11 protein-coding genes are annotated in these 12,258 nt (G+C 69.7%); 8 read left to right on the top strand and 3 right to left on the bottom strand.

What is annotated here, in order from left to right:
• Window positions 1–132: 132 nt before the first annotated feature.
• On the top strand, window positions 133–636 hold the full coding sequence (locus ACSYDW_RS11075) for an Lrp/AsnC family transcriptional regulator (RefSeq protein WP_438338792.1): 504 nt from the start codon (window positions 133–135) through the stop codon (window positions 634–636).
• A 119-nt stretch (window positions 637–755) separates the two neighbouring features.
• Here the strand turns inward: ACSYDW_RS11075 and ACSYDW_RS11070 are convergent, their stop codons facing one another.
• Window positions 756–2,390, bottom strand: coding sequence for a monocarboxylic acid transporter (locus ACSYDW_RS11070; protein ID WP_438338791.1), 1,635 nt, complete (start codon window positions 2,388–2,390; stop codon window positions 756–758).
• A gap of 3 nt (window positions 2,391–2,393) precedes the next feature.
• Complete coding sequence (locus tag ACSYDW_RS11065) at window positions 2,394–2,759, bottom strand: DUF485 domain-containing protein (protein ID WP_438338790.1); 366 nt, start codon at window positions 2,757–2,759, stop codon at window positions 2,394–2,396.
• Window positions 2,760–2,995: 236 nt separating this feature from the next.
• Between ACSYDW_RS11065 and ACSYDW_RS11060 the strand changes: the two genes are divergently transcribed.
• From ACSYDW_RS11060 to ACSYDW_RS11030, 7 genes are all read left to right on the top strand, one after another.
• A complete protein-coding gene (locus ACSYDW_RS11060; protein WP_438338789.1) occupies window positions 2,996–4,189 on the top strand; it encodes a sensor histidine kinase in 1,194 nt (397 codons plus the stop codon).
• 294 nt (window positions 4,190–4,483) lie between these two features.
• On the top strand, window positions 4,484–5,494 hold the full coding sequence (locus tag ACSYDW_RS11055) for a GGDEF domain-containing protein (RefSeq protein WP_438338788.1): 1,011 nt from the start codon (window positions 4,484–4,486) through the stop codon (window positions 5,492–5,494).
• 85 nt (window positions 5,495–5,579) lie between these two features.
• Window positions 5,580–6,296, top strand: a complete 717-nt coding sequence (locus ACSYDW_RS11050; protein ID WP_438338787.1) for a LytR/AlgR family response regulator transcription factor — start codon at window positions 5,580–5,582, stop codon at window positions 6,294–6,296.
• Window positions 6,293–6,694, top strand: a complete 402-nt coding sequence (locus ACSYDW_RS11045; RefSeq protein ID WP_438338786.1) for a hypothetical protein — start codon at window positions 6,293–6,295, stop codon at window positions 6,692–6,694. Before ACSYDW_RS11050 ends, ACSYDW_RS11045 begins: the two co-directional genes overlap by 4 nt.
• A complete protein-coding gene (locus tag ACSYDW_RS11040) occupies window positions 6,691–8,172 on the top strand; it encodes a sodium/solute symporter (RefSeq protein ID WP_438338785.1) in 1,482 nt (493 codons plus the stop codon). The genes ACSYDW_RS11045 and ACSYDW_RS11040 overlap by 4 nt, the downstream gene beginning before the upstream one ends.
• Before the next feature lie 162 nt (window positions 8,173–8,334).
• Entirely contained in the window at window positions 8,335–9,858 is a 1,524-nt protein-coding gene (locus ACSYDW_RS11035; RefSeq protein WP_438338784.1) for a hypothetical protein, read from the top strand.
• A gap of 101 nt (window positions 9,859–9,959) precedes the next feature.
• Window positions 9,960–11,465 (top strand): SGNH/GDSL hydrolase family protein, encoded by a 1,506-nt coding sequence (locus ACSYDW_RS11030; protein ID WP_438338783.1) that lies wholly within the window; start codon window positions 9,960–9,962, stop codon window positions 11,463–11,465.
• Window positions 11,466–11,555: 90 nt separating this feature from the next.
• Here ACSYDW_RS11030 and ACSYDW_RS11025 read toward each other — a convergent pair whose 3' ends face one another.
• A complete protein-coding gene (locus tag ACSYDW_RS11025; RefSeq protein WP_438338782.1) occupies window positions 11,556–12,140 on the bottom strand; it encodes a DivIVA domain-containing protein in 585 nt (194 codons plus the stop codon).
• Between the last annotated feature and the right edge of the window lie 118 nt (window positions 12,141–12,258).

The following is a 12,258-nucleotide window of genomic DNA, read 5'->3' as shown; positions in this document are numbered from 1 at the left end:
CGGGGGTGGCGGCCTCGTCGCCGCCACGTACCTGTGATGCTACTCACAGAAGTCAACACGCACAATCCATACACGCCACATGGGGCATCCTGCACTATCCGGCACGCACGGGCGGTGCTAATCTTTCGCAATATGCAGCAACTAGACGCCACAGACATGCGCATCCTCTCTGCGCTGTGCCGCCAGCCCAAGGCCACTGCGGTGGCCCTTGCCGCCGAGCTGGGGCTCGGGCGCAACACCGTGCAGACGCGCATGGGCCGCCTGGAAACCTCCGGGGCGCTGCTGCCGTTCGAGCAGCGCATCAACCCCGCGGCGCTGGGCTTCCCGCTGGTCAGCTTCGTGCACATCCACATCCAGCAGCGCCTGCTGCAGGGCATCGTGGAGCAGCTGGCACAGATCCCGGAGATCATCGAGGCCCACGGACTGACCGGCTCGGCGGACATCCTGGCGCGCGTGGTGGCCAGCGGCGCCGAGGAGCTCTTCCGCGTCAACGGCCGGATCCTCGCGATCGACGGGGTCGAGCGCGCCGACACCTCGCTGTCCATGGCCGAGCTCATCCCCCACCGCACCACCACCCTGATGGACCAGTACCTCGCCGAGCGGACCGCCCGCCGCGAGCCCGAGCCCGCGGACTGAGCGCCCCGCTCCGGATGTATCGGGCCAAACAGATCGGGCCAACACCCGGCCACGCACGATGGCGCCCCTCCCCCGTGCGGGGAGGGGCGCCATTCCCTGTCGATGCGGGAAATTCGGCCCTAGTGGTCGACGGCCTTCTCGGCTCCGACTCCGGTCAGCGAACGCACCTCCATCTCGGCGGACTTCACCGGGTCCTCGGTGTTCTTGTCCAACACGGAGCCCAGCCAGCCCAGGAAGAACGCCAGCGGGATCGAGACGATGCCCGGGTTGGCCAGCGGGAAGACGGAGAAGTCCGCACCGGGAATCATCGAGGTCGGCAGCCCGGACATGACCGGGGAGAAGATGATCAGCACGATCGCCGAGCCGAGCCCGCCCACCATCGACCAGACGGCGCCCCGGGTGGTGAACTTCTTCCAGAACAGCGAGTACAGGATGGTCGGCAGGTTGGCGGAGGCCGCCACCGCGAAGGCCAGTGCCACCAGGAAGGCGACGTTCTGCCCCTGTGCGCCGATGCCGCCGAGGATCGCGAAGACGCCGATCACCATGACCGTGCGGCGGGCGACCTTCATCTCCTTCTCCGGGGTGCTCTTGCCCTTGGCGATGACCGAGGCGTACACGTCGTGGGCGAACGACGCCGCCGCCGTGATGGTCAGCCCTGCGACAACCGCCAGGATGGTGGCGAAGGCGACGGCGGAAATCAGGCCCAGCAGCAGCGGGCCGCCGAGTTCGAAGGCCAGCAGCGGGGCCGCGGAATTCACCCCGCCCGGGGCCGCCTTGATCTTGTCGGCGCCGATCAGCGCGCCGGCGCCGTAGCCCAGCACCAGGGTGAAGAGGTAGAACGCGCCGATGAGCCAGATCGCCCAGACCACCGACTTGCGGGCCTCCTTGGCGGTGGGGACGGTGTAGAAACGCATCAGCACGTGCGGCAGGCCGGCGGTTCCCAGCACCAGGGCCAGGCCCAGCGAGATGAAGTCGAGCTTGGAGGTCTCGGACTTGCCGTACTGCATGCCCGGGTTCAGGATGTTCTCGGTCCCGGCGGACTCGACGGCCGCACCGAGCAGTGAGGAGAAGTTGAAGCCGAAGTGCGCCAGCACCATGAGCGTCATGATGAACGCGCCGGCGATCAGCAGGCAGGCCTTGATGATCTGCACCCATGTGGTGCCCTTCATGCCGCCGATCAGGACGTAGGTGATCATCAGCGCACCGACCACAACGATGACCAGCGACTGGCCCATGCGGTCGTCGATGCCCAGCAGCAGGGAGACCAGCGCGCCGGCGCCGGCCATCTGGGCCAGCAGGTAGAAGACGCAGACCGCCAGCGTGGAGATGGCCGCGGCGATCCGCACCGGGCGCTGCCGCAGGCGGAAGGAGAGCACATCGGCCATGGTGAACTTGCCGGTGTTGCGCAGCAGCTCGGCGACAAGCAGCAGGGCCACGAGCCAGGCGACAAGGAAGCCGATCGAGTAGAGGAAGCCGTCGTAGCCGTTGATGGCGATGGCCCCGACGATGCCCAGGAAGGACGCTGCGGAGAGGTAGTCGCCGGCGATCGCCGTGCCGTTCTGCGTCCCGGTGAACGAGCGGCCGCCGGCGTAGTAGTCCGCGGCCGTCTTGTTGTTGCTCGAGGCCTTGAGCACCACGACCAGGGTGACCGCGACAAAGAGGCCGAAGATGCCGATGTTGACCCAGGGGTTGCCCACCTTGGTGGTCTCCGGCGCCGCAACGGCCCCCGCGGCGAGGATCGATAGGACGTTCATGGTTTACTCCCCTTCCTGTGGTGCTGCAGTTGCCTGCTGCGCCTCGAGGCGCTTGCGGATGGCGGTGGCCTTGGGGTCCAGCTTCCGGTTGGAGAAGGAGACGTAGGCCGCGGTGATGGCGAAGGTGGAGACGAACTGCAGCAGGCCCAGCAGCAGGCCGACGTTGAAGTTGCCCCAGATCTTGTTGGACATGAACCCGTGCGCGTAGTCGGCCAGCAGCACGTAGGCGAAGTACCACAGCAGGAAGAGTGCGGCCATGGGGAACACGAAGCTGCGGTGGGTGCGGCGCAGCTCGGTGAACTCCTCCGACTCCTGTTCCTTGATGAAATCTATGTCGGCGGCAAGGCCCGACTCCGGGGTGGTGCTCATGATTCCTCCTGACGAAGTTTTCCAGGTGCCGTGCCGCCGCCCGTTCGTGCTTCCCGCCCTCCGCGGGATGTGAGCCGCGCCACCCACCCGAGTGACTGGGATCACTCTGCGCCCTGTGTGTGGGCCACCAGAAGTACCCCGGGCCAGGCAGCCGCCCAGCGGTCCCGCGGATGCGCCGAACGGCCGGCCGCGGCGACGAACGGCACGCCCGTTTCCGCGCCCAGTAGGCTTGTCACATGCTCTCCACCGCGCTGCAAATGACCCTGATCGTCGCCACAGTCGTCGTCGCGGTGGCACTGGTGGGATACCTCGGATTCCGGATCACCCGCTCCAACCGCGACCTGGGCTCCGATGCGGAGAAGGCCACGTTCGAGACGCTGCACCAGGTCTCCGTCGCCGCTCCGCACCTGGCCCAGGGGCTCACCCCGGAGGGCGCCGCCAAGGCAGGGCGGCACCTGCGCGCGCTGCTGGCCTGCCGGGCCCTGGTCATCACCGACAACGCCGCGGTGCTGGCCGTCGACGGAACACTCCCGGACCCGGAGGAACGCGGCACGGCGCCGGCGCTGGAGCTTGCGGCGAGCGCCCTCTCCACGCGGCGCACCCAGGTCCGGCGGTCCGAGGGCGCGGACCTGGTCTGCGCGCCCATCCTGGTCGGCGACACCGCGGTGGGCACCGTGTGCGCCTACATCCCGCGGGCCGGGGCCGGGTTCGTGCGCGCCGTGACGGAGGTCGCCGCCTGGGTCGCGGCCCAGGTGGGCCTCGCCGAGCTCGACGCCTCCCGCGCGCTGCTCATGGAGGCGGAGGTCCGTGCGCTGCGTGCCCAGATCAGCCCGCACTTCATCTACAACTCGCTCAACGCCATCGCCTCGTTCATCAACACCGACCCGGCCCGGGCCCGCGAACTGGTGGTCGAGTTCGCCGACTTCACCCGCTATTCCTTCCGCCGCCACGGGGACTTCACGACGCTCGCCGAGGAACTCCAGGCCATCGACCGCTACCTGCTGCTGGAGAAGGCGCGCTTCGGGGACCGGATCCGCGTGTCCCTGGCCGTCGCCCCCGAGGTGCTCTCCACCGCCATCCCGTTCCTGAGCCTGCAGCCGCTGGTGGAAAACGCCGTGCGCCACGGGCTGGAGTCCAAGCCCGGCGGCGGCAAGATCACCCTCACGGCCACGGACTCCGGCGAGTTCGCGCTGATCACCGTGGAGGACGACGGCGTCGGGATCGACCCCGTGGCGCTCGCCTCGGTGCTGGCCGGGACCACCGAGTCCATCCACGTGGGGTTGCGCAACGTTGACGTGCGCCTGCGCCAGGTCTACGGGGACGCACACGGGCTTGTCATCGACACGGCCCCGGGCGCCGGGACGCTGATCACCATGCGCATCCCCAAGTTCCGCCCGGGGGTCGACCCCTCTCCCGCGGCAGGGGCCTAGCCGCAGCCACCGCCACCAACCCGGGGCCTGCCCGGAAACCGACCCGGAAAGACGCCCGGGAACGGCCAGCTGCCCCTGCGTACGGCAACGCCCCATGTCACTGTGGCGACCCGGCGCGACGCGCCGAATCGGACTGCCGGATTGAACTGCGCCGGCTTCGGTGATAATTTCGTGCGCAATCCCGAGTATGGCGGTTGACGGTGTCCCGCGGCCCGCGCACCGCGTGCGGGCCCACCACGACCGCCGCAGCGGGCAACCCGAGCAAAGCGAGCGTGATCCGTGCCGGCCTCCGCCATGTCACTGTCCAATTCCCCGATCGGCCGACGCCGGGGCGACGACGCCCTGCGGGTCGTCACCGGCGGCGGGCAGCTCAACGGCGCCCAGTCGTTCACCGAGTCCGCCCGGCGCGTCGTGGACTACCTCAACGTTCACACGCCCCTCACCGATTGGTCGGTCTCCCGGGTGGCCCGCGGCGAGCAGGTCCACGTGCACGTGCACCACGAGCAGGTGCTCACCGTGGGCACCCGCGTCGACTGGGACGAGTCCTTCTGCAGCAGGATGGCCGGCGGCGCCGCCCACGTGGTCAGGGACTCGCGCGCCGACCCCGACTACTCCGACCTGGCGGCCTCCGAACGGGTGGGCGCCTACGCGGGCTACACCATCGGCGATGACCGCGGGGAGCTTTTTGGCGTGCTCTGCGGCGTCCGCCCGAGCCCGTTGGCGGAGGACGAGGAGGTCGACGAACGGCTCGTGCACCTGCTCAGCGACCTGCTCTCGACGCAGCTGGTGCTCTCCCGCGGCATCGACCGCGAGCGCCGGACCATCGAACTCACCGAGGCGGCGGCGCACACCGATGCGCTCACCGGGGTGCTGAACCGGCGCGGCTGGGACAGGATCGTTGCCGACGCCCAGGAACGGCTCTCCGGCTTCGGGGACTCCGTGGGGGTCGCCGTGATCGACCTCGACGGCCTCAAGGCCGTCAACGACGCGCAGGGGCACGCGGCGGGTGACTCCCTGATCAAGCGCGCCGCCGAGGCCCTGCAGGGCGCCTGCACCGCCGCCAGCCACGTGGCCCGCTACGGCGGGGACGAATTCGTCGTCCTGTCCAACGGCGTGGTGCCGGCACGTGCCGAGGAAGACTTCGGGGTCTTCGCCCGCGCCCTCGCCGAGGCAGGCGTGCGGGCCTCGCTGGGGTTCGCCGCCGCGGAACCCGGGCGGACGAGCCTGCTGGAGGCCCTCGAGGCCGCGGACCGGATGATGTACGGCAACAAGCGTGCCGGGAAGGCCGGCGCTTCGGACGCCTGAGCCGCCCGGGGTCCGCACCCGCGCCCGTGCCCCCGGTCGCGCGCCGGAGGGTCCTTCCCGCGCCCCGCCGGGTAAAATTGCCTGCATGATTAATGTGGTCGTCGCCGACGACGAACTGCCGGCCGTCGAGGAACTGGCCTACCTGCTCTCGCTCGATGCGCGCGTGGGCCGGATCCACCGAGCAAACTCCGGCGCCGAGGCGCTGAAGGCCCTCGAGGAGTTCGAGATCGACGCGCTCTTCCTGGACATCCACATGCCGGCGCTCTCCGGGCTGGACATCGCCCGGGTCATTTCCCGCTTCTCGCGCCCGCCGGCCGTCGTCTTCGTCACCGCCGACGAGGACCAGGCGCTCGAGGCCTTCGACCTTGCCGCCCTCGACTACGTACTCAAGCCGGTGCGCCCCGAGCGGCTCGCCGAATCCGTGCGCCGCGTGTGCGAGCTGGCCGAGGAGGAAACCGCCAAACCGGAGGTCGTCACCGTCGACCAGGGCGGCATCACCAAGATGATCCGCCGCGACGAGATCCGCTACGTGCAGGCGCAGGGCGACTACGCCCGGCTCCACACCAAGGACGCCAGCTACCTGATCCGGGTGCCGCTGAACGACTTGGAGCAGCAGTGGGCCTCCGCCGGCTACATCCGCATCCACCGCTCCTTCCTGGTCTCCATGGACAGGATCGACACCGTGAAGCTGCAGACCGGCAAGGCGGCGGTGGTGATCGGCGGGACGGAACTGCCCGTCTCCCGACGCGCCCTGCCGTACCTGCGCGAACGCCTGGCCGCCAACCGGGTCCGGCCGCTGTGAGTTCCCCGGGCACCGGCCCGGCGGAACCCGGCAGCGCCGCCCCGCTGCCCCCGCCCGCCGGAAACCGGGTGCGGGTCAGCGCCCCGGCCGGCTCGAGGCCGGCGATCCCCCGCCGCCCCGAACCCGGTGCCGCCGACGCCTTCTACGTCAGGTCTCTCATCCGCTCCCAGCTGCGGCTCTCCGCCTCCGTGGCGTTGGGCTTCCTGCTGCTGCTGGTGGGCCTTGCCGTCATGGGCGCCGCCTGGCCGCAGATCCACGACATCCGGCTGGCCACCATCCCGCTGCCCTGGTGGATGCTCGGGGTCGGCGTCTACCCGCTGATCCTGGTCTCCGCCTTCCTCTTCAACAGGGCGGCAGCCCGCAACGAGGCCCGCTACCGGAGCATCGTAGAGCCATGAACCCCACGGTGTCCCTCATCGCCGTGGCGCTGGTGTCCGTCGCCACGGTGACCATCGCGATCCACGGGCTGCGCCTCTCGCGCACCACCGGGGACTTCTACGTCGCCTCGCGCACCGTGCGGCCCTGGTGGAACGCCAGCGCGATCGGCGGGGAATACCTCTCCGCCGCGTCCTTCCTGGGCATCGCCGGGCTCATCGTCGCCTCCGGGCAGGACGCCCTGTGGTTCCCCATCGGGTACACGGCCGGCTACCTGATGCTGCTGCTTTTCGTCGCGGCGCCGCTGCGACGCTCGCGGGCCTACACCATCCCCGACTTCGCCCAGATACGCTTCGGCTCGCGCCCCCTGCGCCGGCTCACCAGCTTCCTGGTGGTGGTGATCTGCTGGCTCTACATCGTCCCGCAGCTACACGGCGCCGCACTGACCCTGGGCATCAGCACCGGGCTGCCGGGATGGCTGGGCTCCGTGCTGGTCATGGGCATCGTGTGCGTGACGGTGCTCGCCGGCGGCATGCGCTCGATCACCTTCGTCCAAGCCTTCCAGTTCTGGCTCAAACTCGCCGCGCTGGCAGTCCCCACGGTGTTCCTGCTGCTGCACCTGGACCTGGCCGGCGAATCGGCGACACTGGGCGGCGCGGTCTTCGACCCCGAGGCCCGGTCCGGCGCCGCCCAGGGCTTCTACTACAACTTCTCGCTGCTGGTGGCACTGCTCTGCGGCACCCTGGGCCTGCCGCACGTGCTGGTCCGCTTCTACACCAACCCGGACGGCCCCTCGGCGCGCAAGACCACGGCGATCGTCCTGGGGCTGCTCTCGCTGTTCTACCTGTTCCCGACGATCCTGGGGATCCTCGGCCGCGCCTACACCCCGGAACTCGCGGGATCCGGAAATGCCGACGCCACGGTGCTGCTGCTGCCGGGGCGCATCATCGGCGGCATGGCCGGGGACGCTCTCACCGCGGTCATCATCGGCGGTGCCTTCGCTGCGTTCCTCTCCACTTCCTCGGGGCTGGTGGTCTCCCTGGCCGGGGCCATCTCCCAGGACCTGTTCCGCGGGACGGTGCGCGGCTTCCGCATCTCCACGGTGATCGCCACAGTGGTTCCCCTGCTGCTGGCGCTGGGAACGGGCAGTTTCGCGTTGGCCGGGGCCGTCGGCTCGGTGTTCGCCTTCACCGCCTCCACCGTCTGCCCGCTGCTGCTGCTGGGAATCTGGTGGCGGGGCCTGACCGTCGCGGGGGCGATCTCCGGCATGTTCGCCGGGGCGCTGAGCTGCGGGGTGGCCCTGCTGCTGGCCGCGGTGCTGCCCAACGAACCCGGTTCCCTGCACGACCTGGTCTCCCAGCCCGCCGCCTGGACGGTGCCGCTGGCGTTCATCGTCATGGTCGGGGTGTCGGTGGCAACCAAGGACCGCATCCCGGCCCGCGTGGACGCCGTCCTGGCCCGCCTCCACGTCCCGGAAGACTCGCCCCGGCCCTTCGCCTAGCGATGCACGGCCGCGCGGAAAGTTTTCGCGCCGTCCTCTTGATCCTGGGTGCGGCGTGGCCCTAAATGTAGGTAGAAATTCGGAGTGGTTCGCCGGCGCCAACGGGACACGGCGCGGGCGGTGATTCAGCGGTAGATTTCGAGAACCAGCTTGGGGCCGTACATGGGACATCGACGTAGCAACCCGCACCCGGAAGATCTGGACCGAAGGGGTCCTGCGCCCTCCCGCACGACCCGGCGGGCCTTGCTCGCCGCCCCGCTCATCGCGGCCATCGGCGGCGCCGTCGTGTCGCCGGCCTCGGCAAGCACCGTGGATCCGAAGCGGATCGTCACCTCCATCAACGGCAAGACCGGGGAGATCCTGGTGGCGGAGTCCTCCGATTCCGGCACGGCCGCCTTCATCGCCGACCCCGGGTCGCTGACCCGCGCCGCCCTGTCCGAGGCTGTCTCCGGCCTTTCCGACCGGGACGAGCCCGCCGATTCCGCGGCCGCCGACCCCGGGGAGACCGAACCCGTCCGCGCCAACGACTGGGTCGGGCGCGTCGGGGCCCGGCTCGCCATCCCCACCCCCGATCCCTTCACCAAGGCCGGGCAGGCCGTGCACCCCTCGGTGCTGTGCTTTCCCCAGAAGTGGAACGGGTACCGCTACTGGATGGGGGTCACCCCCTATGCCGGCGGCCATGACAGGTACGAGGACCCGTGCATCCTGGCCTCGCACGACGGGGACAAGTGGGTGGTTCCCCGGGGGCTGGCGAATCCGCTGGACAACGCGCCGGGCCGCCCCCGCTACAACTCGGACCCCAACCTCGTCTTCCACGACGGCAGGCTCCACCTCTTCTGGCGCTACCTGGACAAGAAGGCCGCCGGGCGCGAGGAAAACATGTTCCTGCGCACCAGCGCCGACGGCGTGGAGTGGACGCCCAAGGTCAAGGTCTACGGATCGGACAGGAAGGTGCGCAGGCTCGTCTCCCCCTCCTTCCAGTTCGTGGACGGCGCGTGGCACATGTGGGCGGTGGACATCGTCCCGGCGCACAAGCCGCTGGTGCACCTGACGTCCCCCGGGCCCACCGGCCCGTGGACCGAGCCCGCAGCCTGCCAGGTACCCGTCAAGCCGCGCAAGACGCCGTGGCACGTGCACATCAAGCGCATCGGGGGCCAGTACGTGGGCTTGCTGAACGACACCCTCGTCGGGGGCAAGGGCGCCCGGAAGGGCGAGCTGTACCTGATCACCTCCGACGACGGCGAAACCTGGAAGCGCAGCTCGAAATCCATCATCCCGCGCAAGGGCCCGCACCACGACAACCTCTACGCCTCGACGTTCATCCGCACCGCCCAGGGCATCGACGTCTGGTACTCCGCACGGCTCAACGGCCCGCCGTTTGTCTGGTCGATCCTGCGCACCCGACTGATGCAGCGCGACGGAGGGACGCCCTACGCGACGGCGGCGGGGAACGTGAGGCTCGGCTCGGTGCCGGGCAACGGCGGCTCCGCCGAGAAGCACATCTCGTTTCCGCCGGGCCTTTTCACCCGGCGCCCGACCGTCACGGCCACCTCGGACAACGGCCGCGTCAACCCCGGCGCCACCGGGATCTCCAAGGCAGGCTGCACGCTCAGGGGAGCCAACTGGACGGGTGCGGCTTCCGGACGCTCCACGCTGCAGTGGACAGCGATCCAGATGAGGGACTGATGGACACGGCCAACACGGCCGGACCCCCGGGGACGTGACCCCGCCGGCCCGAAGCACCAGGTGCAACGTGTAATCTCGATCAAAGGATAGGTGGTGGCACAGTGGGCGGGAACCCAGGAAAACGAGAGACTCCGGCCGGCCAGCGCCAGCCGGCGCCTTTCGCGGCGGGCACGGCGCGCCGAACGGTCCTGGCCGTTCCCTTGCTCGCGGCGCTGGGGGTGGCAACGGCGTCGCCGGTGGCCGGAAGCACCGCCGGACAGGGCCGGCTCCCCGACGCTGCTTCGGCGGGCCTGCCGACCCCCTGGGGACAGGCCGCCCTGGCCGAAACACTGGCCGAACCCCTGGATCCCACGAAGCACCCGGCGCTCGGTGTCCTGCTCGCCGCCTACACGCGGGCACCCGCCGAGCCGGTCACCGTCGTGTCGCTGGGCTCCTCGAGCACCGCCGGCGCCGACCAGGTTCCCGCGAACCGGTGGGTCAACAGGCTCTGTTCCGCCATGCAGTCGAGGTACGCCTCCGGCCCGGGCCGCGACTCCACGACGGGGAACCTGTCCGGCCCCCGCAACACGCTGCCCGGGATCCACTTCCACAACGGCGGCCTGCCGGGCGCTCGATCCAGCACCTACCTGGATGCCGCGCGGCTCGACCTTGTCGGGTCGCTGGCGCCGAGCGTCCTCACGCACATGGTGGGATCGAACGACGCACGGGACCGCACCCCGGCAGCCGTGTACCGGGCAAACATGGTCCGCTGGCTCGACGCCTTGGACGCGGTGCTGCCGCAGCCCCATGTCCACATCCTGATCCACGCGCACGAGCGCAGCGACAGCAACCTGTCGGCCCTCTGGAACGAGTACCGTGCGGTCCTGGAAGGCATCGCCCGGGAGCGCCAACGCACCGCCGTCTTCGTCGACCTCTCCCGCGACTTCGAAGCTGTCGAGTTCCCGAAGGGCGACCCGCTGAACTTCCTCAAGGAGGACCGCATCCACCTGACACCCGCGGGCCACGATTTCGCCGCCCGCCTGCTGGCCCAGGCGCTCATGGCGACGGCGCGCAGCACCAGGACCCCGCTCACCGATTCCTTCGCCCGCGCCGCAGGACCACTGGGAACCGCCGATTCGGGGCAGCGGTGGATCACAACGCCCGGTTCGGCGTTCTCGGTCTCCGAACAGGGGGTTTCCGTTTCCGGCGGTGGTTATGCCGTAGCCGAATCCTCTGCCTCGAACGTCGACGCCGCGCTGCGCGTCACGCACACCGGGGTCGAGGATCATGCGGCGGGGGTCGTGGTGCGGGCCGACCCGTCAAGCGGCACCGGCATCGGACTGTTCCTCACTGCGGGAACCGGGCAGCGGCTTTCCCTCCGCCTCTTGGGTGCGGGGTCGGATCTTGAGATCTGGGGCGAGCCGCGGGGCGTTGCCCCCGGCGAGCACGAAGTCCGACTGGTGGCCACCGGGAACACGTGCATCGCCTATCTGGACGGATCACTGGTGAAAGCCGTGTCCCTGCCTGCCGGGGCGGCGGCCCTGGCCGGAAACACCGGGGTCGGCTTCGGCTGCGGCGCGGCCACGCCGGCCGTGTCCTTCCGCAGGGTGATCGTGCGCGAAGCCTGACGGGCCGCTCCCCGCGGGCATGCTCGCCGGGACACTAAAAACGCCGGGCCCCTTGCGGGGTCCCGGCGTTCTCGGTGAAGCTGGATTGAACTAGTCGATCGAGGCCATGAGTTCCACAACGCGGTCCAGGAATGCATCGACCTGCGATTCCTCGTAGCCGTTGTCGCCTTCGGCACGGCGGAACTCCGCGCGGCGCACGGCATCGACGCTCATCGGCACGTCCTTCTCGAAGTAGTCGATGAGCTGTGAGCAGAGCATGTCAACGTCCTGGACGTTGTAGCTGGAGGCATTGGCCCGCGACGGGCGGCGGAAGCGCTCCCCCGGGCTGCGGTGCAGGCGCCCGCGGAGGATCGCCGAAAGCCGGCCGACCTGCTGCAGCCAAGCCTCTTCGCCGTTGGTCTGGATCAGGGCATCGCGCTCACGCTGGGCAAACACGTCCTCGAGACGGTCCAGCGCAGCATCAACCTCGCGGGCGCTGTAGCCGCCCCGCTGGGCCGGGAAAACGGTCCGCCGGACCATGTGGCTGGTGACGATCGAATCGTCGTCCCCATCCCCGTTGAAGGTGGCGCGGGCGCGGGCGAGGAACACATCCACCTGTTTGGTGTTGTAGCCGAATTCCTTCTCCGCCACATGCTCAAAGGGGGTGGAGGCCGGCTGTGCCTTGTCCTGACTCACAATGCTTTCCTTGATCTTGGTAATGCGTGCCGGAATTTGCCGGCACTTCGATGCTTGTGCTGGGGTGCACGGGCAATACATGGCAACGTCTTCGTGTTTGTGTATCCCCATTACATTC

The organism is Paeniglutamicibacter selenitireducens (genome assembly GCF_051550675.1).
Lineage (GTDB): Bacteria > Actinomycetota > Actinomycetes > Actinomycetales > Micrococcaceae > Paeniglutamicibacter.
Note: the sequence above shows the minus strand (reverse complement) of the source record. Positions and strands in the feature narration are given on the sequence as shown.